Genomic DNA, 24,181 nt, shown 5'->3' on the forward strand with positions numbered 1-24,181 from the left:
TTGGCGAAAGGTTGGCGTCCGCTCAGCGCCGTCTGAAGATCGCGCTCTTCCACTCGGAACCGTAGGAGCCGACGCCCCACAGGGTCGTGGTGCCGGGCACCCGGTCGAAGTCGTAGAGGTCCCTGGACGCCCCGGCGGAGCCGTACTTCCCCACGGCCGACCGGTGCAGGAACACCGGGCCGAAGTCGTCGCTCGACTCGTCGCGGACGGTGCGCGTCCCGGACAGCCAGAGCCCGCCCCGCCCGTCGGGGACGATCTTTTCGATCCCGGAGATCGGCGTCGGCAGCGGAATCCGCTCCCGGCTCCAGCGTCCGCCGTTCCAGTGGAACAGATGCGAGGTGCCGCTCTCGGCCCCCTTCTCCCCGACGGCCCAGATCTCCTCGCTCCCACGGGCGGCCATGGTCGTCAGGAACACCCCGGCGGTGCCGGGCACGCGCAGCCCCTTCCAGGCCCGCCCGGTCCAGCGCAGCAGGGTCCGCTCGTGGTCCAGATCCAGGGCGTACCGCCCGGAGAAGGAGTGGAGGGAGGGGCCGGTCGTGAGCTTCCGCCAGCGCGTGCCGTCGTAACGCCAGTTCCCGTCGTCCTGCGAGGACGTCGTGACCCCCGCGACCAGGACGTTCTTCGGCCCGACGACGCCCAGTTCCGCCCCGAAGGACTCCGGCAGGGTCGCCGACACCTTCCAGGAACGCCCGTTCCACCGCAGCACCAGCGTCTTCCGGTCCGCGATCGCGACCGCCCAGCCGCTCTTCGGCGAGCTGAACTCCGCGTCGGAGAAATACCCCTTGGCGAACGTTCTGGGCAGCGCGACCCGGTGGAAGCGGCGGCCGTCCCAGCGGCGGGCCACCGGCCGGTCCTTCGCGTCGGCCCCGAGGAACCAGGTGGCCCGGGGACTCACGGACTCCACGACGGAGAAGTGGACCTTCCCGGACGGGAAGGTCTGCCAGATCGGCTCCGCGGCGGAGGCGGCCGTCGCCGGGACGGCCAGGAGGGCGGCCGGGAACGCCGCGAGGAGGCTCTTCACGCGCCCGGACCTTAGCGTACAAACGCGACATATCGCCAGTTCAGCGGGCGGATCTGGTGCGGGAGAGGGCCAGGCCGCGGCGGGGGTCGGAGGCCGGGAGGAGGGCGAGGGAGCGTTCGTGGACGGCCAGGTCGTCGGGGTGGTACTCGCCGTAGCGCAGGGAGGGCTCGGGGGCGGGGGCGCGCAGGACGGCGTCGCGGAGGGCCACCTCGAGGTGGTCGCGCCAGGCCGTGACGCCGGGGGCGTCGGAGTCGGGCAGGAGGGGGCCGCGGTAGGCGGACAGGGCGGCGTCGAGGCGGCCCCGGCGCAGGGCGCTCAGGACGTCGAGGGCGTCGCAGCCGATCGGGGCGGTCAGCTCGTAGCGGCGGACCGACAGGGCCCCGCTCAGCACCCGCCGCAGGTGCGAGACCTCGGCCTTCAGCGTGGTGGCGCTGACCGGGCGGTCGCCGTAGAGCGCGGCCCGGAGCTGCTCGGGGGAGAGGGCCCGCCCCTCCAGTGCGAGCAGCGCGAGGATCTCGAGCTGGCGCGGGCGCAGCCGGACCGGCGCCCCGTCGTGGAGGAGGCCGGGCGTGCCGAGGCAGTCCAGCCGCCAGCCCGCGTGGCCCACGATCAGCGGCCGGGACGCCAGCCTGCCCTCGATCGCCGACACCAGCCCCCGGACGGTCGGCAGCCCCAGCGGATGCGAGCGGTCCCACGTGGAGGAGATGTCCAGGACGCCGAGGACGGACCCGTCGGCGGAGTGGATGGGCGCGCAGTAACAGACCCAGCCGTGCAGCGCCTCGACCAGGTGCTCGGCCGAGAACACCGTGCTCGGCACGCCCGTCTTCAGCGCGAGGGCGAGGGCGTTGGTGCCCATGGAGGTCTCGTCCCAGCGGCCGCCCCGGGCGAAGTTGACCGCACCGGCGCGGCGGCTCATGACCCGTCCGCCGCAGGTCCACAGGATGGTGCCGGACTCGTCGGTGACGGCCGCGATGAAGCCGGCGTCGTCGGCGATGGCTCTCAGCTCGTCGGCGATCTCCTCGACGGGCGGGCGCAGCGGGGAGCGCGCCCACCGGTCGTCGGTCTCGTCGTCCAGCGGGGCCACGGCCCGCGCCGGGTCGACGTCCGACCGCCGCCAGGAGTCCTGGATCTCCGCGCGGACGTGCGGGGCGTCGTCACCGTCGACCCAGTGGGCCCACTCCTGCCGCAGCCGCTCCCGGCGGCTGCGCAACGTCGTGTCCATGGCTCCACCTCGAGCCCATCAAAACACGCCTGGCGGGCCGCGTCAGGAGGTCGCCGGAGACTATCTGGCCCGGGCCCTGCGGAAGGCGGCGCGGGCGTGCGGCTGGTAGCGCAGGAGGTGCGGAAGGGCGTCGATGAGCGGGGCGGTCCGCCGGACGGCCGCGGCGAACCGCCGGTAGCGGGCCTCGTCGCGGGCGGACCAGGGCAGGTCCAGGAGCTCGCGGGACTCCGGCGGCAGCCCGCCTGTGGTCAGGAACCGGGCGACGCCGTTGACCGGCGGGGAGACCGCCCGCCACAGGGCCGCGGGCACCTTCGGCGGCCTGGGCAGCCCCTTCTTCACGTAACCGACGCTGTAGGCGGCCGACTTGTGGGCGACCAGCTCGGAGGCCAGCTTGTTCTTCCAGTAGAGCTGGAAACCCGCCCAGTCCTGCGGCATCGCCCGGTCGCTGACCCCGTAGCTGCGGTACCAGGTCTTGGACTCCTCGTAGAGGCGGTCCTTCTCGTCGGCGGTCAGCGGCCGGACGAAGGTCTCGATCGTGTACAGCATCTGGTCGAGGAAGGTGGCGTGCGCCCAGAAGTAGGTGTCGGGGTCGAGCGCGTGGTAGCGGGTGCCGTCGGGGAGCTCGCCCTTGATCTCGCGGTGGTAGTCGCGGACCTTCGCGCCGGTCGCGGTCGCCCGCTCGCCGCCGTAGACGGTGTTGAGGATGGGGCCCGCCGAGCGCTTCAGCCGGGCGAAGGTCTCGTTGAAGAAGACCGAGTGGTCGAGGACGCCCTGGCCGAGGGCGGGCAGCATGAGCTGGAGGATGCCCGCGCGGGGGCCGGAGAGCAGCATCCGGTTGTCGCCGAAGTAGCGCCAGGTGAGGGAGGAGGGTCCCAGCGGCGTCACGGATGGCTCCTTATGTGGTGGCAGGTGCCACCAACTATGAATCCGGGCACCGGAGCCGTCAAGATGGGCGGGATGCAAGATGGATCACCCTCAGCGGCCCGCCCCTACAAGGGCAGGACCGCCGACGAGCGCCGCGAGGAGCGCCGCCGGCGGCTGCTCGCGGCCGGGCTGGAGCTCTGGGGCGACCACGGCTGGGCGGCCGTCTCGATGCGCGGCGTCTGCGCGCACGCCGGGCTCAACGACCGGTACTTCTACGAGAGCTTCGCCGACGTCGAGTCCCTGCTGCTCGCGGTCTACGACCAGGCCCTCGACGCCCTCGTCGCCCATCTCGACAACGCCCTGGCCTCCTCCGCCGACCCCCGCGAGCAGATCCGCGCGGGCATGACCGCGTTCGTCCGGGCGATGGCCGACGATCCCCGCCGCGCCCGGATCGGCCTCGCCGAGCCGGCCGGGAGCCCCGCGCTCGAACGGCGCCGCCGCGCGACCTACCGGCTCTTCGCCGCCCGGGCCCGCACGTCGCTCGTCCCGGCGGACGGGCCGGGTTTCAACGGGCCGGGTTTCACCCGTGCGGCGCTGTTCGCGCTGGGCGGCGTCGCGGAGCTGGTGATCACCTGGCTGACCGAGCCGGACCCCGGAGACCCCGGTGTGCTGGCCGCCCACGCGAGTGAGCTGACCCTGACCGTTCTGGACCCCTATCTCCCGTGACATCATCGTGACCATGCGAATCGTGATTGCGGGCGGGCACGGGCAGATCGCACTTCTGACGCTGCGGCGGCTGGCCGAGGCCGGGCACGAGGGGATCGGGATCGTCCGGAATCCCGGGCACCTCGCCGACCTCGAGGAGGCCGGGGGCGGCGGCGTCGTCCAAGATCTGGAGACCGCCTCGGCCGGGGACGTCGCGAAGATCCTCGCGGGCGCGGACGCCCTGGTCTTCGCCGCGGGGGCGGGGCCGGGCAGCGGGACGGCCCGCAAGGGCACCGTCGACCGGGGGGCGGCCGTGCTGTGCGCGGAGGCGGCCGAGGCCGCCGGGGTGCGGCGGTTCGTCCAGGTGTCGAGCCCGGGGGCCGGCGCGCCGCCGCGTCCGGGCACCGACGAGGTCTGGGCCGCCTACATCGAGGCGAAGACGGCCGCCGAGGACGACCTGCGCGCCCGCGACCTGGACTGGACCATCCTCCGGCCGGGCGCCCTGACCAACGCCCCGGCGACCGGCCGGGTGCTGCTGAGCGATCCGCCGGTCGGCCTCGCCGAGGTCACCCGCGACGACGTGGCGGCCGTCCTCGTCGCCCTGCTCGACGCCCCGGCCTCGCACCGGCGGACCCTTGAGCTGCGCGAGGGCGACGTCCCCGTGGCTGAGGCCGTCGCCGCGCTCTGAGCGGGCGCACAGAACCGCTACCGCTTCCGCCGGACACGCTGGGATATTTGCGGAATGAACCAGTTGATCTCGCCCATGACCGGGACCGTCGTCAGCGTCGAGGCCGAGGAGGGGGCCGAGGTGCGGGCCGGTGACGCGCTCGTCGTGCTCGAGGCCATGAAGATGGAGCACCTGGTCGAGGCCGAATGCGACGGCGTCGTCCGGAAGATCGTGGTCGCGCCGGGGGAGACCGTGGCCGAGGGCGCGCTGCTGATCGTCGTCGAGCCCGCGGAGGCCACGGGGGAGCGCCGGGAGCAGGCCGCCGAGCTCGACCTCGGCCTGATCCGGGACGATCTCGCGGCCGTCCGGCGCCGCCACGAGACCGGGCTGGACGCCGCCCGCGGGGAGGCCGTGGCCCGGCGGCACGCCCAGGGTCGCAGGACCGCCCGCGAGAACATCGCCGACCTGTGCGCGTCCTTCACCGAGTACGGGGCGCTGGCCATCGCGGCGCAGCGGCGGCGCAGGCCGGTCGAGGAGCTGATCGAGAAGACCCCCGCGGACGGCCTCGTCTGCGGAATCGGCGAGATCGACGGCGCCCAGGCGGTCGTCCTGTCCTACGACTACACCGTGCTCGCGGGCACCCAGGGCTACCAGAACCACCGCAAGACCGACCGGATGCTGGAGCTGGCCGAGCGCCGCGGCCTGCCGGTCGTGCTGTTCGCCGAGGGCGGCGGGGGCCGTCCGGGCGACACCGACACCACGTCGGTGTCCGGCCTCGACGTCACCACCTTCCACTCCATGGGCCGCCTGTCGGGACGGGTGCCGCTGGTCGGGATCGCCTCCGGCCGGTGCTTCGCCGGCAACGCCGCCCTGCTCGGCTGCTGCGACGTCGTCATCGCCACCCCCGAGGCCAACATCGGCATGGGCGGCCCCGCCATGATCGAGGGCGGCGGGCTCGGGGCGTTCCGGCCCGAGGACATCGGCCCCGTCCCGGTCCAGGCGGCCAACGGGGTGATCGATCTGGCCGTCCCGGACGAGGCGGCCGCGGTCGAGGCCGCCCGCCGCTACCTCGCGCATCTCCGCCCGGCCGAGCCGGTCGCCCCCGCCGACCAGCGGGTGCTGCGGCAACTCGTGCCGGAGAACCGGATGCGCGTCTACGACGTGCGGGAGGTCGTCGCGAACCTGGCCGACGGCGGCGACGTGCTGGAGCTGCGCGCCGGATTCGGCAAGGGGATCGTCACGGCGCTGGCGCGGATCGAGGGCCTGCCGGTCGGCGTCATCGCCAACGATCCGGCCCACCTCGGCGGGGCGATCGACCGCGACGGAGCCGACAAGGCCGCCCGCTTCCTCCAGCTCTGCGACGCCCACGGCCTGCCGATCGTCTCGCTGTGCGACACCCCGGGCTTCATGGTCGGCCCCGAGGCGGAGGAGACGGCCACCGTCCGGCACTTCAGCCGCCTGTTCGTCACCGGGGCCAACCTCTCGGTCCCGATGATCACGATCGTGCTGCGCAAGGCCTACGGGCTGGGCGCGCAGGCGATGGCGGGCGGCAGCTTCAAGGCCCCGCTGGCGACGGTCGCCTGGCCGACCGGGGAGATCGGCGGGATGGGCCTGGAGGGCGCCGTCCGGCTGGGGTTCCGCAAGGAGCTGGAGGCCGCGGAGGACCCCGACGCCCTGTTCCGGGAGATGGTCGACCTGGCCTACGAGCACGGGAAGGCCGTCAACGCGGCCGCCGCGTTCGAGCTCGACGACGTCATCGACCCGGCCGACACCCGGCACTGGATCACCACGACCCTCCGCGACGCGCCGCCCCGCGAGCCGCGCCGCCGCTTCATCGACACCTGGTGAGCGCCCGGGTTCCATGATCCCCCAGGCGGGGTATGCCGATCGGGAATCGAGTCCTCGGGGGTGGACATGCAGTTCCTGCTGCGCGTTGTGGTGGGCGCGGCGTCGCTCGCCGTCGCGACCTGGATCGTCGACGGCATCGACATCACGTCGGACAAGTTCTCGACCCAGGTCCTGACCCTGCTCATCGTGTCGGCGATCTTCGGTTTCCTGAACGTGTTCCTGAAACCGATCATCAAGATCTTCGGCTGCGCGTTCTACGTGGTGACGCTCGGCCTGTTCGCCTTCGTCGTCAACGGCTGCCTGCTCTGGCTGACGAGCTGGGTCGCCGACCAGTGGAACCTGCCCTTCCACGTGGACGGCTTCTGGCCGGCCGTGTGGGGCGCGCTGATCGTCGGCATCGTGAGCTGGGGACTCAACCTGTTCGTCCGCGACGAGCGCTGATCCGGGGCCGTCCGTTCCGGCCTGTAGATTCTGATCTGTGGCGAAAGTTCGGATCACTGATGTCGTCGTGACGGCCGCGGCCGGGGCGCTGGCGGCAGCCGCCCTCGCGCCGGGCCGGGCCTGGCCGGCCGCCGCGGCGGGCGCCCTCGTGCTGGGGGCGGGCGAGGCGATCGCCCGGTCCCGGCAGCGGCCGAACGAGATCCCGGCGCTGCCGCAGCGGATCCTGATGAGCGGGGCGCTGGCCGCACCGCTCGGCTGGCTCGCCGGACGGGCCGGAGCCGACCCCTGGCTGGTCGGGACGGTCGCGGGGGCCGCCGCCGGGGCGCTCGGCCTCCGGCCGCAGAAGGTCGTGCTCGGCCCGGTCGTCGGCCTCGCCGCCGGGCTGGCCGGGCTCTCCGCCGCCGCTGCGGCCACCGCCGCCGTCGTCGGCTTCCGCACCCTGTCGGCGCTGCTCTTCCGCGATCCGCAGGTCACCCTGCTGGCCGAGAAGGCCGAGGCCGGGGATCTGCCGTTCGTGGTGGCCCGCGAGGCGACCGGCGGGTACGTCGGCACCGGTTATGTGGAGGAACTGGCCGGACGGCTCGGCGGGACCTACCTTCCCGACGCCCCCGACATCGGGATCGTCGCCGACCTCGACGCCCTGGGCGGCCCCGGCTTCGACCCGGCGGCCGTCGACCCGCTGGTCCGCGAGTTCTACGAGCACACCAGCCGCTTCACCCTCGACATCGTCCCGGAGTGGCGGCTGTGGGTCCGCCCCGGCTACCTGCTCTACCGGACGTTCGTGGCCAGGCCGCTCGGCCAGGCGAACGTGCCGATGAACCAGCGCGAGGCCCAGCGGGGCGTCCAGGGCAGGATCCACACGATCGAGACCGAGGAGGGGGCCCTGATCCGCGGCTGGATCCGCTCCTTCACCGACACCGACGAGCCCATCTACGTCGGGATCTACACCACCTACCGGGACTCCGGGCGCGGCTACGTGAGCGTCGGCTTCCCGCTGCCGTCCGCGAGCTTCACCGCCACGCTGCTGCCGTCCGGGCGGGCCGACGGCGGCCTCACCCTGAGCAGCGAGAGCGACCTGAGCCATCCCGGCCACTACCTGAGCTACATCGACGCGGAGACCCGCGCCCTGTCGACCGTCGCGGTCGCGGGCTTCTCCGAGCGGCTCGACGTCTTCGTGCGGGACGGCGAGCTCAGGGCCGAGCACGCCTTCAAGATCTTCGGCATCCCGTTCCTGGTCCTGCACTACGTGATGGAGCGCAAGCCCTAGACCTCTTCCTCGCGCAGGCCCCACGGGGAGCCGTACTCGACGAGGAGGTCGAGGAAGGGCTTCGGCGCCAGGGCCTCGGGGCCGAGGATGCCGGTGCCGGTCCAGGCGCCGCCGGCCAGCAGCTCGAGCGCGACGACCGGGTTGACGGCCGTCTGCCACACGACGGCCTGCGAGCCGTACTCGCGCATCGACCACTGGTTGTCGACCACGTGGTAGAGGTACACCTCGCGCGGGGCGCCGTCCTTGACGCCCTTCACCCAGGTCCCGGCGCAGGTCTTGCCGTGCATGAGGGCGCCGAGCCCGGCCGGGTCGGGGAGGCAGGCCGCCACGACGTCGCGGGGGGACACGGTGGCCGTCCCGACCGAGACGGGCTCGGTGCGGTCGAGGCCGAGGGCGTGGAGGGTCTTGAGCTTGGAGATGAAGTCGGCGCCGAGGCCGTACTTGAAGGTGACACGGCCGGTGTCGACCCAGCGCGGCACCAGCAGGACCTCCTCGTGCTCGACGTTGACGCACTCGACCGGGCCGATGCCGTCGGGGAAGTCGAAGACCTCGGGCTCGGAGAACGGCTCCGTGGTGAACCAGCCGCGGTCCTTCTCATAGATGACCGGCGGGTTCAGGCACTCCTCGATCGTCGTCCAGATCGAGAAGGACGGCGCGAACTCGTAGCCCTCGACGGTGATGTTGGAGCCGTCGCGGATGCCGATCTCCTCGATCTCGTCGAAGAGCTCGTCGGCGGCGTAGCGGGCGAAAACGTCGGCCAGGCCGGGCTCGACGCCCATGCCGACCAGGGCCATCCGGCCGGACTCCGCCCAGGCCTCGCCCCGGGCGAACTGGTCGTCGCCGAGCTTGACGCCGCACTCCTCATAGGGGCGCGAGGCGTGCGGCTTCGACAGCGACATGGCCATGTCGAGGTAGTGGGCGCCGGCGGCGAGGGCGGCGTCGAACAGGGGGAGCACGAACCGCGGGTCGGTGGCGTTCATCAGCACGTCACAGCGCTGCTCCAGCAGCAGGGCGGTCACGGCGAGCCGGTCGGAGGCGTCGACGGCGACAGCGCTGAACCGGGGGTCGGCGACGGCCGCGACGGCCGACTCCGCTTTGGCCGCGTCGTAGTCGGCCACGACCATATGGTCGAAGAAGCCGCGGCGTGCCGCGATCTTGGTGATGGCCGTTCCGACGCCACCGGCGCCGACGAGCAGGATGCGCATCTCTGTCTCCTCGTGAGGGGTTTGCCCAGGTCGTAGCCTCGATGGTGCGCTGCTACCCTCCTTAACGTCAACCGCGTTGGCATAAGGAGGGTGCGGCATGGCCAAGGAAGTGATCGCGGATGGTGCCCGCAGACGGCGCCGGCCGACCCGGCAGGGCGGGGTCCTCACCCATGAACTGATCGTCGAGACGGCCCTGCGGATGCTGCGCGAGCACGGCGCGGCCGGTCTCACCGCGCGCCGTCTCGGCCTGGCGCTCGGCGCGGACCCGAGCGCGGTCTACCGCTACTTCCGCGGCATGGACGATCTCACCCTGGCCATCGCCGACGAGCTGTGGGGCAGGGCCCTGCAGGGCTGGAAGGCCACCGGGCGATGGCGCGAGGACCTGCGCGAGCTGGGCCTGGGGATCCACGCCGCCTACGTGGCCCATCCGCAGGCCGCCGTCCTGACGGCCAGCCGGGTCTCGGGCCGCCCGCACGAGGTCGCGATGGACGAGATCGTGCTCGGCGTCCTGCGGGGGGCGGGCTTCGCCGACCCGGCGGCCGTCCGGCTCTACCACACGTTCATCGACCAGGCGCTGGCCTTCGCCGTCCTCGACGCCGCCTCGCTGGCCCTGCCCGCCGCCGCCCGCGAGTCCGACCAGGAGGTGTGGCGGGCCACCTACGCCCATCTGCCCGCCGCGACCCATCCCCACATCGCCGCGACCGCCCGTCACCTGGTCGCGCGCATGAACGACAGCGCCTACCCGAGCGCCCTCGACCTCTTCCTCACCGCCGCGGACGCCCTGCTCCCGGAGTCCTGAGCCGGACGTCGTACAGTTCGGGAATGGTGCATCCGACGAACGTCGATCTCGCGACCAGGGCCGCTCTTCTCGCAGGTCAGGACATGTGGACGCTGCCGGCCGTCCCGGCTCTGGGGCTCAGGTCGATCGTGATGTCGGACGGCCCGATCGGGGTCAGGGGCGGCGCCTGGAGCGCCGCCGATCCCTCCATCGCGCTGCCGAGCCCCACCGCGCTCGCCGCGACCTGGGACATCGGCCTCGCCCGCCGGGCCGGGGCGCTGCTGGCGCAGGAGGCGCGGCGCAAGGGCGTCCACGTGCTGCTCGCGCCGACCGTCAACCTGCACCGGTCGCCGCTCGGCGGACGGCACTTCGAGTGCTTCTCCGAGGATCCGCTGCTGACCGGCGAGCTCGCGGCCGGATACGTGAACGGGGTGCAGGCGGGCGGCGTGGCCGTGACCGTCAAGCACTTCGTGGCCAACGACTTCGAGACCGAGCGGATGACCGCGAACGTCGTCGTGGCCGAGCGGGCGCTGCGGGAGCTGTACCTGAGGCCGTTCGAGATCGTGGTCGAGAAGGCGCGGCCATTCGGGATCATGACGGCCTACAACGGCGTCAACGGGACGACCATGAGCGAGCACGGGGAGCTCGTCGACGGCGTCCTGCGCGGGGAGTGGGGCTTCGACGGCGTCACCGTCTCCGACTGGTTCGGGGCGCGCGACACCGTCCGGGCGGCCCTCGGCGGGCTCGACGTGGCGATGCCGGGGCCGCGGACGGTCTACGGACCGGCGCTCGTCCGGGCCGTCGAGGACGGGCGGCTGCCGGAGGCCGTCGTGGACGAGCACGTCGGGCGCGTCCTGGAACTGGCCCGGCGCACCGGCGCGATCGAGGGGGCGGAGCCGCCCGCCGTCGCGGAGATCGACGGGGAGGCGCTGGCCCGCGAGGTCGCCGCCCGCTCGTTCACGCTGCTCACCAATTCCGGCGGCCTGCTCCCGCTCGGCCGGGACAGGAGGATCGCCCTGATCGGCGGCCTCGCCAAGGAGGCCAGGGTCATGGGCGGCGGCAGCGCCCAGGTCTTCCCCGGGCACGTGGTCTCCCCGCTCGACGGCCTCACCGCCGCCGGGCTCGACGTCACCTACGCGCGCGGCGCCGATCCCAGTGCCAAGCTGCCTCCGGCCCGGTTCGCCCTGCGCGCCACCGCCTTCGACGCCGACGGCGCCGTGCTCGGCGAGGTCGAGCAGCCCGACGGCGCGGTCCTGTGGATCGGGCGGCCGCCCGCCGGCATCGACGGGGAGCGGCTGGCGGCCGTCACCGTCGCGGGCACCTACGTCCCCGAGACCGGCGGGCCGCACCGGTTCGCGGTGGAGGGGATCGGCGCCTACCGGCTGACGGTCGGCGGTGAGGTCCTCTACGACGGCACGGTCGAGCCCGACGGCGACGACCCGTTCGGCCTGTTCTTCACCCCGCCGCAGACGGTCGTCCCGATCGAGCTGGCCGCGGGACGCCCGGTCGAGGTGAGCCTGACCCACCGCGTCCTCAGGAGCAGGCGGACGCCGCTGCCCGCCGTCGCCTTCGCCCTCGCCCACCGCGAGCCCGTTCTGGACGACGACGCTTTGATGGCCGAGGCCGTCGCGGTGGCCGCGGCCGCCGATGTCGCGGTGGTCGTGGTCGGGACGTCCAAGGAGGTCGAGTCGGAGGGCTTCGACCGGACGTCCCTGAGGCTCCCCGGCCGCCAGGACGAGCTGATGGCACGGGTCGCCGCCGCCAATCCGCGCACGATCGCCGTGGTCAACGCCGGTTCGCCGGTCGAGATGCCGTGGCGGGACCGGGTCGCGAGCATCCTGCTGACCTGGTTCCCCGGCCAGGAGGGCGGCCACGCCCTCGCCGACGTCCTGCTCGGCGCCGAGGAGCCCGGCGGCCGCCTGCCCACCACCTGGCCCGCCACGCTCGAGGACTGCCCGGTCGTGAACTGCACCCCGGAGAACGGCGAGCTGCGCTACGACGAGGGCGTCCTCATCGGCTACCGCGCCTGGGACCGCGCCCCCGCCGAGCCCGCCTTCGCCTTCGGCTCGGGCCTCGGCTACACCACCTGGTCCTACGAGCACGCCGCCTACGCCGACGGCACCCTCACGGTCGAACTCCGCAACACCGGCGACCGCCCCGGCCGCGAGGTCGTCCAGGCCTACCTCTCACCCACCGCCCCCGACCCCGCCCGCCCCGCCCGCTGGCTGGCCGGCTTCGCCGTCGCCGAAGCCGCCCCCGGCACCACGACCACCGTCACCATCGAGATCCCCCGCCGTTCCTTCGCGACCTGGACCCCCACCGGCTGGACCCCTCACCCCGGCCCCCACACCCTGACCGCCGCCCACTCCCTCACCACCCCGAAACTGACGGTCACGGTCACTACCATCGCGCCATGACCCTGGTGCGTGCGGTTCGGGACGATGACCACTTTCCGGAATACGGGCTGATCGTGCTCCGCGACGACGGCTACGACGGTGACGACGACGGCGAGGGGATCCTGGAGGAGTACGACAGCGAGGCCCATCCCGGCGGGACCGTCGCGGTCGCGGGCGAGGGCTGGCTGTACGCCAATGCCACGTCCGACGGCACGGCCGTCCGGTTGGAGCTGCATGACGCCGAGCCGCCGCTCGAGCTCGACACCTGGGAGGACGTCATGGAGACACCCCTCCTCGTGCGGGGCGGGGTGGTCGCGCTGGAGGCGCTCACCGGGGGAGGTCTCGGGCCGGAGCTGGAGCTCCCGGGGGCAGGGCGGTACCGCGTCAGGGTCGCGCGGCGGTGGGCTGAGGGCGTCGCGGAATGGGCGCTCTGTTTCTGGGCCGATCCCGGAGGCACGGAGCCGCCGCGCTTCCTGCGCCGGAAGGTTCCGGCCGTCGCCGCGCCGCCGTCGGACTGGGACGATCTGCTGCCCCACGAGCCGCGTGCCCTGCTGTGGTTCATGGACGCCGTCCAGCGCGAGCACGGCGCGGTGACCGTCGCGCTGCTGGAGGCGTGGGGGAGGGAGCACGGCCGCGGGGCGGACTGGCTCGACCGGCCGCTCTGGCCCGAGCCCGCCTCCGGCGAGCCCGACCCGTACTCCGCCGCCCAGCGGTCCGAGATCACCGACCTCGCCGCGCAGCTCGGTGTGCAGGACCCGGCCACTCTGCGCGGTTTCCTGCCCTTCCACCGGGCGGCCGGGCTGCTGGCGGGCGATCTCGCCGCGGGGTTCCGGGTCGTGGAGGTCCCGCCGAGCGCGCGGAAGGTCCTCCGGCTCCTTCCGGAGCGGCTCGCCTTCATGGACCTACGCGCCGACATCGCCCGGTACGCCAAGCTCGCCGCCGACCTGACGGCGCTCGCGCGGTGGAGTGCCGGTGGCGTCCTGGAGGCGTCGTCGGCGGATCTCGCGGACCGGCTGCTGACCGAGCCGTGGCTGGTCGACGAGGCCCTGGACTTCGCCGCCGCGAAGGGCCTGCTCGAGGTCGGCTCGGACGCCTCCGGCCGTCTGACGCTGGCCTTTCCCTACGAGGACGGGCCGGACGACGAAGGGTTCTGAGTGCGGAGGTGGTGGACGGCGAGGCGGGCGGCGGTGCCGATGGCGGCGTCGGCCTTGGGGTGGACGGCGGTGGGGTGGGGGGAGCGGGTGAAGACGGCCAGGGCGTAGCGGGTGCCGTCGGGGTACTCGACGACGCCGATCTCGTTGCGGAGGGTGGGGAGGGTGCCGGTCTTGCCGCTGACGAGGACGTCGTCGTAGGGGAAGCCGGAGGCCAGGCGGTGCGGCCAGACCTGGAGGGAGAACAGGCGGCGCATCGCGGCGCACTCGGCGGCGGGGGCGGCCTCGTCGCGCCAGATCATCGAGAGCAGGCGGGTCATCTCGCGCGGGGTGCTCCGGCCCGACCGGGCCGGGTCGAGGGCGCTCAGGCCGTCCAGGACGCCCGGTTCGCCCAGCTTGGTCCAGAGCTCGGTGTAGTCGGCGGCGCCGGAGTCGGCCAGCAGGGAGTCGTGCAGGTCGCGGGCCGTGCCGACGATGCGGGTCCCGGGCAGGCCGAGCTCGGCGGCGGCCGCGTTCACGGCGTCGACCCCGACCCGGGCGAGGACCGCGTCGGCCGCCGTGTTGTCGCTGACGGTGATCATCAGGCAGGTCAGGTCGCGCAGTGACATCTCGACGTCGTCCAGGAGCACGGACGTGCCCGTCGGCCCCGGGACCCGGTCGCCGGGACGCAGCCTGACCCGCCCGGCCGGGTCGATCCGCCCGGCCGCGGCCGCCCGGTGGAAGGCCACCAGCAGCGGCACCTTGAAGACGGAGGCCAGCACGACCGGCTCGTCGGCCCCGAACGCGACCTCCCGGCCGCCGTCCAGGTCGACGGCGTGCAGCCGGCCGGTGACCCCGGCCGCCCGGAACGCCGCCTCGATCGCCGAGGTCTCCCGCCGCGCGCTCATGCCAGGAATCCCGAGGCCGGGCGCATGACGACCCGGTGCGCCGGGACGGCGGGGACCATCGCCGCCTCGGTGCGCAGGACCCCGGTCGCGATCCGCACGAACTCCTCGGCCGCGGGGCCGGGGTCGCCGCGCCAGGCGCACGAGGTCCGGGGCGTCAGCGGCGAGCCGAGCAGCGGACGCCAGAGGGCCCCCTCCTGCTCGACCGGCCGCGGCAGCAGCGCCACGGCCGTCCCGGCCAGAACGAGACCCAGCGTGAACTGCGGATGCGGCGACTCGTGGACCGACGGCGGGTCGAAGCCGTGCCGGCGGCAGGCGGCGAGGATCTCGTCGTGCGCTCCCGGCGACTGCTCGCGCGGGAACAGCACGAGATCGTGCCCGGCCAGATCGGCGAGATGGACCTCCGGCGCGTCGGCCAGCGGCGACCCGCCGGGGAGCAGCACCCCCAGCGGCTGCCCCAGCATCGGGCCGAGGGACAGGCCCCGGGTCTCGCACGGATGCCGCAGCACCCCGACCGCGAGCGTGCCGTCGGCGAGCCCGCGCAGCTGGTCGGTGGTCGAGGCGGGATGCAGTTCCAGCGTGAGCTCGGGCCTGGCCTCCCGGACGGCCGCGATCAGCGCGGCGACCACGGGACCGCCCAGGTCCTCGGGGATCCCGGCCCGCAGGACGTCGAGCCCGCCGGCCCGCTCGGCGACGGTCTGGATCCGCTCCGCCCGCACCAGCAGGTCTCTGGCCTCGTCGAGCAGCAGGAGCCCCGGCGCCGTCAGGGTCACGCGGCGGCTCGACCGGTCGAACAGCCGGGTGCCGAGCTCACGTTCCAGCCGCTGGATGCGCTGGCTGAGCGGGGGCTGGGCCATGCCGAGCCGCTCCGCCGCCCGCCCGAAGTGCAGTTCCTCGGCCACCGCGACGAAGCACTCCAGATGCCCCACCAGGTTCATGACCAGCGATCATATCGGTTCGCATATCACTCCGAGAACCATATGAATCTTGGACATAATGCCGCTGATCTGCTGTGATGTGCCGCTATACGGGGAAGGGGGCGCAGATGCGCCGTTCGATAATCATCTTGACGATCGTCCCGGCCGTGGGGGCCGGCCTCTTCTGGGTGACCAGCGGGGACGACGGCCCGAAGCCCGCCGCCGAGAGGTTCCTGGACGCCTGGCAGCGCAAGGACTACGCGTCCATGCGGGCCCTGACCGACGGGGCCCCGGCCGACCTGGAGATCAGGGCGGGCTGGGACGGCCTGGGCGTCACGGCGCAGAGCTTCCGGCTCCAGGGCGTCGGGAAGAACGAGGACGCGGTCGCCGCCTACCGCGCCGATCTCACCCTCGGCGAGAACAGGACCTGGTCCTACGACGGCACGTTCGGCTTCGTGCGCCGCGACGGGAAGTGGCTCGTCCGCTGGACGCCCGCCGTCCTGTTCCCCGGCCTGGCCGAGGGGCAGAAGATCGTCGCTTCGCGTGCGTTCCCGGACCGCGCGAAGATCACCGGCGCGGACGGCTCCAGCCTCACGGGCAGCCCGTCCGGCTCGGTGCAGCAGCTCGTCGGCCCGGTCGGCGCCGCCACCGACAAGGCCGCCGCCGAGCTCGGCGCCCCCTACCGCAAGGGCGACCCGGTCGGCCTGGACGGTCTCCAGCGGCAGTACCAGAAGCGCCTGGCCGGCACCCCCGCGGTGGCCGTCGGGATCGTCGACGCCGAGGGGAACCGGGTCAAGACCCTCAAGACCTTCGGCGGCGGCGCGGGCCGGCCGCTGAAGACCACGATCGATCCGAAGATCCAGAAGGCGGCGGGCGAGGCCGTCACCCCGGTGACCAAGAACGCCTCGATGGTCGTGGTGCGCCCGTCGACCGGCGAGATCCTCGCGGTCGTCAACAAGCCGGGCGGCTACAACCGGGCGCTGATGGGCCGGTACCCGCCCGGCTCGACCTTCAAGGTCGTCACGGCGGCCGCGCTGGTCGCGGGCGGCCGGGACGCCAGGAGCCCGGTCGGCTGCCCCGCCACCACGACCATCGGCGGCCGGACGTTCAAGAACGCCGGCCATGAGGCGTTCGGCACCGTGCCGCTCCGCGACGCCTTCGCCCACTCCTGCAACACGACCTTCGCCGATCTCGCCGTGAGGGACCTCGGGCAGAAGCGGCTCGGCCAGGTCGCCACCCAGTTCGGCTTCAACGCGCCGATCATCGCCGGGCTCCCGGCCGTCCGGGCGGCCTTCCCCGACACCAAGGACGACACCGCGCTCGCCGCGGCGTCCTTCGGCCAGGGGGAGGTGCTGACCAGCCCGCTGAACATGGCGAGCGTCGCCGCGGCGGCCGCCGACGGCACCTGGCGCTCGCCACGCCTGGTCTCGGCCGCCGACGCCGCTCTCGCGCTCGACGCGGGCGGCAGGAAGCCCGAACCGCCGCACGCCCTCGACCCCGCCGTCCGCAGGGCGCTGCACGTCCTGATGCCCGCGGTCGTCACCGAGGGCACCGCCCACGCGGTCACCTTCCCGGCCGGGACGGCGGGCAAGACCGGGACCGCCGAGTTCGGCTCGGGGGAGGAGCCGCCCACCCACGCCTGGTTCATCGGCTACCGCGGTGACCTGGCGTTCTCGGTGATCGTCGAGGACGGCGGCACCGGCGCGGAGGCCGCCGCACCGGTCGCGGCCAGGTTCCTGTCCGCTTTGAGCGGGTAGCGTCGGACCATGAAGCTGACACTCGCCGAAGAGCTCCTGCTGCTCATCCTCAGGGACGACACCGGTAAGCCGATGGTCGACGGGACGCGCCTGAACGCCGCCCTGGCCGGGGCGGCGATCGTCGAGCTCACCCTCGACGGCGCGCTCCGGCTGACCGGCGAGGACGACCCGTCCCACCCCCGCGGCCGCCTCGTCGCGACGGGGACGCCCGCCTCCGACCCGCGGCTGTCCCACCTGCTGGCCGTCGCCGAGGGCCGCAGGCCCAAGGACGCCGTCTCCAGGATCGGCGGGGCGAGCGACTGGCGGAACCGGGCGGGGAACCTGAAGGAGGCCCTGCTGGAGGACCTGGCCGAGGCCGGGCTCCTCACCCGGGAGCGGAGCAGGATCCTCGGGTTGTTCCCGACGACGTCCTGGAAGCCCGCTGATCCGGGAGTCGAGGCCGAACTGCTCCAGCGGGTCGCCGCGGCCGTCGTCGGAGGAGCGAACCCCGGCGACCGCACCGCCGCCGTCATCTCCCTGCTGAACGCCGTGGACGCCCTGCCGAAGCTCTTCCCCGACGCCGACAAGGGCGCGGTCAAGCGGCGCGGCAGGCAGATCGGCGAGGGGGACTGGGCCGCCCCCGCCGTCCGCAAGGCCGTCCAGGAGGTCAACGCCGTGATGATCGCCGTGATGGCGAGCACCAGCGTCGCCGCCACGGCCGGAAGCTAGAAACCCCAGGCCCTGAGCCTGGCCGCCATGGTCTGGGCGTTGTCGAGGTGGTCGCCGAGGGTCTTGAGGCGGCGGCCGTCGTTGCGGTGGTCGCCGTAGATCGCGATGACGCGGCCCTGGCGGAAGGCGACGCCCTGGGTGCGCTGGGGCGGGGTGCCGGGGAAGGCGTAGACGGACGAGATCGCCTCGTCGCCGATCGGCCACCGTTTGACGTCGGCGCCCTCGCAGTCGTCGACGACCTGCTCCAGCCGTCGCATGATCCGCTGGGCGGCGGCCGGGTCGGTGAAGACGATGAGCTGCTCGCTGAACGAGGTGTGGGTCAGCTCGTTGCCGATCTCCTTGTTGCCGTTGTAGGAGGTCGACAGCCGCTGCTCCGCACCCTCGATCACGTCACCGAACGGGTCCTCCCCGGCGACCGGGCCGTTCAGGCAGGTCGCGATGGCCGGCGGGTCGAGCGAGTCGTCCTGGGCGGTCCAGCGCTGCTCGTCGCCGTCGGCCGCGGCCCCGGCGAAGAGCAGGTCGGCGACCTTCAGCAGGTGCGGGGCCGGGGTCGGCGCCGGGGTGGGCGTCAGGACCGGGTCGTGGCCGCGGCGGTCGGCCTGGACGGCGAACAGCCCCGCGGCGACGACCACGGCCGCCGTCCCCGCCGCGATCCGGCGCCGGGCGCGGCGGGCCCTGGCCCGCCCGATGATCTCTCCGGGTGCGGGCCCGGTGACGTTCGGGACGACCTCCCGGCGCAGCTCCCCGAACAGGGTGTCGATCTCACGCATGCTGGTTCGCCTCCGTGTCCGCGAGAAGCCCGGCCAGACGCTGACGTCCCGGCGACAGCACCTCGGTTGCGGGCGGACTCAGACGGAGGGGAACCGCTCGTCGAGCTCCTCGGCGGTCAGCCCGAAGTCCGCCAGGTCGTAGCGGTGGGCGGGCTGCCCGGCGCCGGATCTGCTCTCCTCGTGCAGCCCGGCCATGGCGGTGCGGGCGTCGTCGGTGAGCGTCAGGCCGAAGTGCCCGTAGGCGGCCTCGACGGTCCCCAGCGGGTCGCGGACGAAGTCGGCGTACTCGACGTCGAAGAACTGCGACGGGCTGTGCCCGGCCCGCTCGGCGCGGAAGTCCTCCAGCCCGCGTGCCCACAGTTCGAGCTGGTCGCGGCCGATGACCGAGCCCTCGAAGACCGTCGACCAGCCGGCGGTGGCGTGGGCGGACAGGCTGCACATCGAGGCCATGGCCGTGCTGGGGGAGCGGTGCGTCTGAATGATCAGGGCGTCCGGATAGACGTTCATGATCGCGTCGAGGGCGAACAGGTGGCTGGGGTTCTTCAGCACCCAGCGCTTCCCCGGATCGTTGAGGCCGATGAGCTGGAGGTTGCGCCGGTGCCGGGCGTAGGCGGGCGTCCAGTCCTGCCCGGCCAGCCACGCCGAGTAGGTCGGGACGTGCGCGAGGCACTCGAAGGAGATCGACCGCAGCGACTGCCGCAGGATCTGCCAGCACTCCTCGACCATGTCCGCCGACATGTAGTGGACGCCCATGAACTCGGGGAACTCGATGTGGTGCCGTTCGTAGCCCGACTGGATGGCCTGGAACATGGGGTCGTCCGACCAGGTCTCGCGCGGCGGCCGGGGCTGCGGGATCTCGGTCAGCCACACCTCGAGGCCCTGGTGGGCGGGGTCGGCGGTGAGCAGGCGGTGCAGCGCGGTCGTCCCGGTGCGCGGCAGGCCCGTCACGAAGACGGGACGCTCGACCGCCACCTGCGCGTGCTCGGGATGACGCTTCCAGGCCGCCTCGGACAGCAGCCTCGCGACCAGCGCGCCCCGGAGGAACGAGCGCGTGACCTTGCTTCCGGCCGGGGTGAACGCGGCGTCCTTCGCATAGGACTCCAGCAGCACCTCGAGGCCGTCGACGTAGGGGTCGGAGCCGAAGTCCGAGAGGCCGGTGATCCTCGTGGCCGAGGCGTGCAGATCCTCGACCGTCCCGACGTTGTCGCGGGTCAAATCTCTCAACCTCTTCCGTTCAGTGGTGCCACTCGCCGCAGTTGACGTCCAGGCACTGTCCGGTGATCGCTCGGGCGAGCGGGGACAGCAGGAACACCACGGCGTCGGCGATCTCGTCGGGTTCGGGGAGCTTGCGCAGGTCGGTGGTCGCGGCGGTCTCGTCGTAGACCTGCTGGGCGGGGACGCCGCGCTCGCCCGCGAGGAAGTCGAAGTACCACTTCAGGGAGTCGGCCCAGATGTAGCCGGGGGCGACCGTGTTGACCCGGATGCCGGCCGGGCCGAGCTCGGTCGACAGCGACTGGGCGAGCGCGAGCAGCGCGGCCTTCGACATCTTGTAGGCGCCGAAGGTGAGCCGGGAGTGCCGCAGCACCGACGAGTTGATCATCACGACGGAGCCGCGGTGCTCGGCGAGCGCCGGGGCGAACAGCCGGGTCAGCCGGAGCGCCGCCAGCACGTTGACCTCGAAGGCCGTCCGGATCGCCGCGAGGCTCGTGTCCGCGAGGTCGATCATCGGGGGGATGGAGAAGGCGTTGTTGACCAGGCCGTCGACCCGCCCGAACGCCTCCAGCGAGGCCTCGGCGAGATGCTCGCAGGACGCCTCGTCGGTGATGTCGGTCCGCACGGTCACGGCCCGGCGGCCGAGCTTCTCGACCTCCTCGGCGATCTCGTCGAGCCGTGCCTGGGTGCGGGCGGCCAGCACCAGGTCGGCCCCGGCCTTCGCGCACTGGAGGGCGATGCCGCGGCCGAGCCCGGGGCCGATGCCCGAGACGACGACGGCCTTCCCGTCGAGTCCTTCGAGCGGCATCAGCCGAGCATCCTGCGCGCGACGGCCGTCTGGCGGGCGGCGATCCGCTCCGCCCACTGCGCCGGGGTGACGCGCTGCTCCTCGTGGAAGGGGATCTTGTGCAGATCGTCGAAGGGGACGACCTCGACCGTGGGACCGTCGGCGGCCTCGAGCGCCCGGGTGAGGCGCTGCCAGCGGATCTGCAGGAAGCCGCGGTCGTGGCCGGTGCGCTCGATCCAGTTGGCGAGGCCGGGGTCGCGCTCGCTGACGACGTACCGGATCATCCCGTCGGGGTCGACGGCGGCCTGGTCGCCGGTGAGGCTCGTCTGGTGGTTGATGTAGTCGAGCGAGACGTACCAGAGGCTGCCGAGCTGGAACCCCTGGTAGGGGGCGACGTCCTTCGGTGAGGCCGGGACCGTGATCACCATCGCCTGGTCGTCGGCGAGGTCGTAGTGGCCGACCGAGGAGAACTGGGTGGCGAGCCCGCCGGGGGTGTGCCGCGGCTCGGTCATCGTGTTCACCGGGAGCTGGAGGTAGTGCCACTCGGGGAAGGCGAGGAACGTGCGGATCCGGGAGACCAGCATCTTCCCCGCGACGTCGAACCGCTGGGCCATCTTCTCGGCCGACACCGCGGGGGGAGCGGTGCCGAGGGTGTCCGGCCGGTGGATGCGGATCTCCCCGGGACGCTCGGTGGCCCAGTCGGAGAAGACCTCCCTGACCAGCAGCATCGTCGAACCCTTGCCGAGGGTGAAGTAGTTCGGGCCCGCGTCCGCACGCGCGGGCCCGAAGCGCACCTCGTAGGAGCCGTCGGGGGCGATCTCGATGTCGCGGTCGTCGAAGGCGGCGAGGCTGTCGGGCGACTGGGCCGGGGTGTAGTCGCCGTTGAGGACCTGGAAGCTCAGGTCGGACGTGCTGCCGCGCCGGCCGGTCACCACGTACTCGGCGTCGTCGCGGATGTAGGCGTTGAAGTAGAGGGTGTCGGGGTTGTCCAGCCCGAGCTTGGAGTACGGCCCGGTCGAGCTGGCGAAGTAGGGGTACTCGCGCTCGTAGGACCAGGCCATGTGCAGGCAGGCCTTGGTGCTCCCCGCGAGGTACTCCAGGCCCTCGGCGAGATCCTGTTCCGTCCGGACGTGCTTCGCCTCGCGGATGATCCGCTCGGCCTCCGCTATCGCGGCGGCGAAGGACTGCGTGGCCATCCGGACCTCCCGATCGTGCGGTACAAATATGTACCGTTGCGGTAGTTTCTCAACCGCGAGACTAGAACCGGTTCTAGGGAGTGGTCAATGCCGGCGGAGCGCCGATCCCCGCCGACGGCCCGGGTCGTGGCCGTCCTCGATCATTTCGTCGCGGCCCGCGGGGAGCGCGCCGGCCTGTCGGCGCTGGCCCGTGCCCTCGGCATGAGCAAGCCGACCTGCCTGGGGATCCTCGTCGAGCTGACGGCCGCCGGTTACCTGGTCAGGGACGCCAGAACGCTCACCTACGGCCTCGGCCCCGCCCTGATCGCCGCGGGCAGGGTCGCCCAGGAGAGTTTCGCCGCCGCCGACGTCGCCCGCCGTCATCTGACACCGCTGATGGAGCGGTACCGGGCGACCTGCGCGGCGTCCACGGTCCTCGGCGAGGAGATCATGGTGCTGGAGACGGTGGTGCCGCCGGGGGCACCGCCCGTCAAGGTGGGGGAGCGCTACCCGTTCGCCCCGCCGAGCGGCCTGATGTACGTGCTGTGGGCGCCGGACGCCGAGTTCGACCGCTGGCTCGCCAAGGAGCCGACCCTCCCGATGCGCATGGACCGCGAGCATCTCCGCACGGTGGTGTCCCGCTGCCGTGCCACCGGCTACCTGGTCGAGACGCTCACCCCGTTCGGGACCCGCCTGCACGCCCTGATGGCGGGCGTCGCGGCCTACGACCTGCCCGACGAGGTGCGCGCCCTCATGGGCGAGATGGTCTCCAGCCTGGGCGAACGCGTCTATCTCGGCGCCGACCTTGCTCCCGCCGACCTCCACCCCGTCCACCTGATCGCCGCCCCGACCTACGACGCCGAGGGCGCCCAGGACCTGGTCCTGACCCTTCATGTCGGCACCTCCATCACCGGCACCGAGATCACCCACCGCGGCGCCGCCCTCGTCACCGCCGCCGCCACCATCACCGCCGAACTCGGCGGCCGCCTCCCCGCCCGCTGACGATCACGCGGGAGAAAACGGGCCTAAGCGATCTTCAGGCTGTAAGGTCACGGGGTTTCCGATCAGGAGTGTGGGATGAAGCGTGTTCTGGCCGTTCTCGTGGGGTGCTGGGTCGTCGTGGGCGGGGCGGTGGGGGCGTCGGCTCGGGCTCCCGGTGACGACGAGCTGACGGCTCGGGCGTCGGCGGTGTGGGTGGACGAGGGGAAGCCGTTCACGATCAGCGGGGTGCTGACGGTGGAGGGCGAGGCCGGGCCCGCGCCGGTCGCCGGTGAGCGGATCACGGTGCGCGGGGGAAGCGCGGGGACCGGCAGGGCCGTCACCGACGCGCAAGGCCGGTACTCGGTGCGGCTGATCGCCAAGGTGACCGGGCGGTTCACGGCCGAGTGGTGGAAGGGGACCAGCGGCGAGGTGGCCGTGGGCGTGCGGGCACGGCCGCGGATGAGTCTCACGGAGATCGTCCCGGTCGGCGGGAAGGTCCGGATCCGGGGGCACTACGTACTCGGGGCGGGCTCCACCACCTCGCAGACGTCGGTGCGGCTGACCTTCCAGCAGGGACGGACGGCGAAGGGCCCCTGGAAGACCGTCAGGAAGGTGACGAGCAGGCGCGACCAGAACCGCGAGTTCCCGTTCTCCGTGAGCGTGAAGGCCGCGAAGCTCGGCTACTGGCGGATCGGGTTCGCCGGGGGCAGGGATCTCCTGGCGGTCCGGAGCCCGGCCCTGCGCGCCTACCGGACGAAGGTCTCACCCTTCCGGCTGAGCCGCGTCCAGGCCGCCTACCAGAGCAAGGTCACCATCAGCGGGACGGCCTGGTACGTCCCTTCGGCCACGGGCAGCGCGTTCAAGGCCGCCAAGCGGATCCGGGTGATCATCGAGCAGCGCTGCGGTGAGGACGGCTGGGGCGGCTGGAAGGGCGTCCGGCTGCTCGAAGGCCGCGCCGACGCCAAGGGCCGCTTCAAGGGCACCTTCTCCGCTCACTGCACCGGCCAGATCCGTGCCGTCCTGCTGTCAGCGAAGGGCGTCGTCACCGGCTACTCCGCGCCCCTGGCGACGAAGGTGCCGGGTCACTGAGGGTCAGGGTCACTGAGGGTCAGGGGATGCGGATCTTCGGGAGTTCGGTGATGGTGGCGGAGGGGGATGCCGAGGGGGAGGGTTCGAGCCTGACCTCGGGCTTGTCGTCGCCCCGGGTCGTGAAGAAGAAGACGGCGGCGATCACGGCGATCAGGGCCGTCGCTCCGGCTCCGATCTCGGTGGGGTTGCTGCGGTAGTGGCCTCGCACCTTGGTTCCGTCGGCGCGTGTATAGCCTGAGATCCACGGCATCGGGGCTCCCGGGGGAAGAGGTCAGCGGCGGTTCGAGCCTAACCGGCGGGGCCCGGAAACGGCGGTGGTTCCAGGCCCCTCGATGG

Annotated in this window: 23 protein-coding genes; 12 read left to right on the forward strand and 11 right to left on the reverse strand. The window is 73.0% G+C overall.

The annotated features are described in order from the left end of the window. Positions 1-22: 22 nt before the first annotated feature. The 3 genes from ABD785_RS25475 to ABD785_RS25485 are packed head-to-tail and all read right to left on the reverse strand — an operon-like array spanning position 23 to position 3,128. Positions 23-1,021: a hypothetical protein gene (locus ABD785_RS25475; protein ID WP_344832876.1), complete on the reverse strand. Its 999-nt coding sequence runs from the start codon at positions 1,019-1,021 to the stop codon at positions 23-25. Between the two features lie 40 nt (positions 1,022-1,061). Beyond that, entirely contained in the window at positions 1,062-2,243 is a 1,182-nt protein-coding gene (locus tag ABD785_RS25480) for a transcriptional regulator (RefSeq protein WP_344832879.1), read from the reverse strand. A 60-nt stretch (positions 2,244-2,303) separates the two neighbouring features. Next, a complete protein-coding gene (locus ABD785_RS25485; protein ID WP_344832882.1) occupies positions 2,304-3,128 on the reverse strand; it encodes an oxygenase MpaB family protein in 825 nt (274 codons plus the stop codon). Positions 3,129-3,200: 72 nt separating this feature from the next. On the opposite strand from ABD785_RS25485, the gene ABD785_RS25490 reads away from it, so the two are divergent. The 5 genes from ABD785_RS25490 (at position 3,201) to ABD785_RS25510 (ending at position 8,035) form a co-directional block, all read left to right on the forward strand. Next, positions 3,201-3,833, forward strand: a complete 633-nt coding sequence (locus ABD785_RS25490; RefSeq protein WP_344832885.1) for a TetR/AcrR family transcriptional regulator — start codon at positions 3,201-3,203, stop codon at positions 3,831-3,833. A 13-nt stretch (positions 3,834-3,846) separates the two neighbouring features. Beyond that, on the forward strand, positions 3,847-4,500 hold the full coding sequence (locus ABD785_RS25495; RefSeq protein ID WP_344832887.1) for an SDR family oxidoreductase: 654 nt from the start codon (positions 3,847-3,849) through the stop codon (positions 4,498-4,500). Between the two features lie 54 nt (positions 4,501-4,554). Further along, positions 4,555-6,327 carry a carboxyl transferase domain-containing protein gene (locus ABD785_RS25500; protein WP_344832890.1) on the forward strand — a complete coding sequence of 591 codons (1,773 nt, stop codon included), beginning with the start codon at positions 4,555-4,557 and terminating at the stop codon, positions 6,325-6,327. Positions 6,328-6,393: 66 nt separating this feature from the next. Continuing rightward, positions 6,394-6,768 carry a phage holin family protein gene (locus tag ABD785_RS25505; protein ID WP_344833254.1) on the forward strand — a complete coding sequence of 125 codons (375 nt, stop codon included), beginning with the start codon at positions 6,394-6,396 and terminating at the stop codon, positions 6,766-6,768. Positions 6,769-6,805: 37 nt separating this feature from the next. Beyond that, complete coding sequence (locus ABD785_RS25510; RefSeq protein WP_344832892.1) at positions 6,806-8,035, forward strand: hypothetical protein; 1,230 nt, start codon at positions 6,806-6,808, stop codon at positions 8,033-8,035. Here the strand turns inward: ABD785_RS25510 and ABD785_RS25515 are convergent. Further along, positions 8,032-9,240 (reverse strand): saccharopine dehydrogenase family protein, encoded by a 1,209-nt coding sequence (locus tag ABD785_RS25515; RefSeq protein WP_344832894.1) that lies wholly within the window; start codon positions 9,238-9,240, stop codon positions 8,032-8,034. The genes ABD785_RS25510 and ABD785_RS25515 overlap by 4 nt on opposite strands. A 97-nt stretch (positions 9,241-9,337) precedes the next feature. Here ABD785_RS25515 and ABD785_RS25520 point away from each other — a divergent pair, with 97 nt between their 5' ends. From ABD785_RS25520 to ABD785_RS25530, 3 genes are read left to right on the forward strand one after another with little or no spacing between them, the layout of a single operon-like run. After that, on the forward strand, positions 9,338-10,039 hold the full coding sequence (locus ABD785_RS25520) for a TetR/AcrR family transcriptional regulator (RefSeq protein WP_344832896.1): 702 nt from the start codon (positions 9,338-9,340) through the stop codon (positions 10,037-10,039). Positions 10,040-10,062: 23 nt separating this feature from the next. Next, on the forward strand, positions 10,063-12,435 hold the full coding sequence (locus ABD785_RS25525) for a beta-glucosidase family protein (RefSeq protein WP_344832897.1): 2,373 nt from the start codon (positions 10,063-10,065) through the stop codon (positions 12,433-12,435). Then, positions 12,432-13,568 carry a hypothetical protein gene (locus ABD785_RS25530; protein ID WP_344832899.1) on the forward strand — a complete coding sequence of 379 codons (1,137 nt, stop codon included), beginning with the start codon at positions 12,432-12,434 and terminating at the stop codon, positions 13,566-13,568. The genes ABD785_RS25525 and ABD785_RS25530 overlap by 4 nt, the downstream gene beginning before the upstream one ends. Here the strand turns inward: ABD785_RS25530 and ABD785_RS25535 are convergent. Further along, on the reverse strand, positions 13,535-14,452 hold the full coding sequence (locus tag ABD785_RS25535) for a serine hydrolase (RefSeq protein WP_344832901.1): 918 nt from the start codon (positions 14,450-14,452) through the stop codon (positions 13,535-13,537). The genes ABD785_RS25530 and ABD785_RS25535 overlap by 34 nt on opposite strands. After that, the gene (locus ABD785_RS25540; RefSeq protein WP_344832904.1) at positions 14,449-15,387 is read right to left on the reverse strand and encodes a LysR family transcriptional regulator; all 939 of its coding nucleotides are present in this window, start codon (positions 15,385-15,387) and stop codon (positions 14,449-14,451) included. The genes ABD785_RS25535 and ABD785_RS25540 overlap by 4 nt, the downstream gene beginning before the upstream one ends. A gap of 107 nt (positions 15,388-15,494) precedes the next feature. Here ABD785_RS25540 and ABD785_RS25545 point away from each other — a divergent pair, with 107 nt between their 5' ends. Further along, positions 15,495-17,123, forward strand: coding sequence for a penicillin-binding transpeptidase domain-containing protein (locus tag ABD785_RS25545; RefSeq protein ID WP_344832907.1), 1,629 nt, complete (start codon positions 15,495-15,497; stop codon positions 17,121-17,123). Between the two features lie 9 nt (positions 17,124-17,132). Next, positions 17,133-17,831, forward strand: coding sequence for a GOLPH3/VPS74 family protein (locus tag ABD785_RS25550; protein ID WP_344832909.1), 699 nt, complete (start codon positions 17,133-17,135; stop codon positions 17,829-17,831). On the opposite strand, the gene ABD785_RS25555 is transcribed toward ABD785_RS25550, so the two are convergent. From ABD785_RS25555 to ABD785_RS25570, 4 genes are all read right to left on the reverse strand, one after another. Continuing rightward, the gene (locus ABD785_RS25555; RefSeq protein ID WP_344832911.1) at positions 17,828-18,601 is read right to left on the reverse strand and encodes a hypothetical protein; all 774 of its coding nucleotides are present in this window, start codon (positions 18,599-18,601) and stop codon (positions 17,828-17,830) included. The two genes, ABD785_RS25550 and ABD785_RS25555, sit on opposite strands and share 4 nt — an antisense overlap. A 78-nt stretch (positions 18,602-18,679) precedes the next feature. After that, positions 18,680-19,816: a sulfotransferase family protein gene (locus tag ABD785_RS25560; protein ID WP_344832912.1), complete on the reverse strand. Its 1,137-nt coding sequence runs from the start codon at positions 19,814-19,816 to the stop codon at positions 18,680-18,682. Between the two features lie 19 nt (positions 19,817-19,835). Next, positions 19,836-20,621: an SDR family oxidoreductase gene (locus ABD785_RS25565; protein ID WP_344832915.1), complete on the reverse strand. Its 786-nt coding sequence runs from the start codon at positions 20,619-20,621 to the stop codon at positions 19,836-19,838. Next, complete coding sequence (locus ABD785_RS25570) at positions 20,621-21,796, reverse strand: hypothetical protein (RefSeq protein ID WP_344832917.1); 1,176 nt, start codon at positions 21,794-21,796, stop codon at positions 20,621-20,623. The genes ABD785_RS25565 and ABD785_RS25570 overlap by 1 nt, the downstream gene beginning before the upstream one ends. 87 nt (positions 21,797-21,883) lie before the next feature. Between ABD785_RS25570 and ABD785_RS25575 the strand changes: the two genes are divergently transcribed. Both ABD785_RS25575 and ABD785_RS25580 read left to right on the forward strand, forming a co-directional pair. After that, complete coding sequence (locus ABD785_RS25575) at positions 21,884-22,777, forward strand: helix-turn-helix domain-containing protein (protein WP_344832919.1); 894 nt, start codon at positions 21,884-21,886, stop codon at positions 22,775-22,777. A 75-nt stretch (positions 22,778-22,852) separates the two neighbouring features. After that, positions 22,853-23,845, forward strand: a complete 993-nt coding sequence (locus ABD785_RS25580; RefSeq protein ID WP_344832921.1) for a hypothetical protein — start codon at positions 22,853-22,855, stop codon at positions 23,843-23,845. A 19-nt stretch (positions 23,846-23,864) separates the two neighbouring features. Here ABD785_RS25580 and ABD785_RS25585 read toward each other — a convergent pair whose 3' ends face one another. Continuing rightward, complete coding sequence (locus ABD785_RS25585; protein WP_344832923.1) at positions 23,865-24,095, reverse strand: hypothetical protein; 231 nt, start codon at positions 24,093-24,095, stop codon at positions 23,865-23,867. Positions 24,096-24,181 lie beyond the last annotated feature (86 nt).

It is taken from the genome of Actinocorallia longicatena, from assembly GCF_039534125.1.
Classification (GTDB): Bacteria; Actinomycetota; Actinomycetes; order Streptosporangiales; family Streptosporangiaceae; genus Actinocorallia; species Actinocorallia longicatena.

Coding starts and splice junctions, on each gene's coding strand:
- ABD785_RS25480 (WP_344832879.1), bottom strand. CDS start 2,243: ATGGACACGACGTTGCGCAGCCGCCGGGAGCGGCTGCGGCAGGAGTGG.
- ABD785_RS25490 (WP_344832885.1), top strand. CDS start 3,201: ATGCAAGATGGATCACCCTCAGCGGCCCGCCCCTACAAGGGCAGGACC.
- ABD785_RS25495 (WP_344832887.1), top strand. CDS start 3,847: ATGCGAATCGTGATTGCGGGCGGGCACGGGCAGATCGCACTTCTGACG.
- ABD785_RS25500 (WP_344832890.1), top strand. CDS start 4,555: ATGAACCAGTTGATCTCGCCCATGACCGGGACCGTCGTCAGCGTCGAG.
- ABD785_RS25505 (WP_344833254.1), top strand. CDS start 6,394: ATGCAGTTCCTGCTGCGCGTTGTGGTGGGCGCGGCGTCGCTCGCCGTC.
- ABD785_RS25515 (WP_344832894.1), bottom strand. CDS start 9,240: ATGCGCATCCTGCTCGTCGGCGCCGGTGGCGTCGGAACGGCCATCACC.
- ABD785_RS25520 (WP_344832896.1), top strand. CDS start 9,338: ATGGCCAAGGAAGTGATCGCGGATGGTGCCCGCAGACGGCGCCGGCCG.
- ABD785_RS25525 (WP_344832897.1), top strand. CDS start 10,063: ATGGTGCATCCGACGAACGTCGATCTCGCGACCAGGGCCGCTCTTCTC.
- ABD785_RS25530 (WP_344832899.1), top strand. CDS start 12,432: ATGACCCTGGTGCGTGCGGTTCGGGACGATGACCACTTTCCGGAATAC.
- ABD785_RS25535 (WP_344832901.1), bottom strand. CDS start 14,452: ATGAGCGCGCGGCGGGAGACCTCGGCGATCGAGGCGGCGTTCCGGGCG.
- ABD785_RS25540 (WP_344832904.1), bottom strand. CDS start 15,387: ATGAACCTGGTGGGGCATCTGGAGTGCTTCGTCGCGGTGGCCGAGGAA.
- ABD785_RS25545 (WP_344832907.1), top strand. CDS start 15,495: ATGCGCCGTTCGATAATCATCTTGACGATCGTCCCGGCCGTGGGGGCC.
- ABD785_RS25550 (WP_344832909.1), top strand. CDS start 17,133: ATGAAGCTGACACTCGCCGAAGAGCTCCTGCTGCTCATCCTCAGGGAC.
- ABD785_RS25555 (WP_344832911.1), bottom strand. CDS start 18,601: ATGCGTGAGATCGACACCCTGTTCGGGGAGCTGCGCCGGGAGGTCGTC.
- ABD785_RS25565 (WP_344832915.1), bottom strand. CDS start 20,621: ATGCCGCTCGAAGGACTCGACGGGAAGGCCGTCGTCGTCTCGGGCATC.
- ABD785_RS25570 (WP_344832917.1), bottom strand. CDS start 21,796: ATGGCCACGCAGTCCTTCGCCGCCGCGATAGCGGAGGCCGAGCGGATC.
- ABD785_RS25575 (WP_344832919.1), top strand. CDS start 21,884: ATGCCGGCGGAGCGCCGATCCCCGCCGACGGCCCGGGTCGTGGCCGTC.
- ABD785_RS25580 (WP_344832921.1), top strand. CDS start 22,853: ATGAAGCGTGTTCTGGCCGTTCTCGTGGGGTGCTGGGTCGTCGTGGGC.
- ABD785_RS25585 (WP_344832923.1), bottom strand. CDS start 24,095: ATGCCGTGGATCTCAGGCTATACACGCGCCGACGGAACCAAGGTGCGA.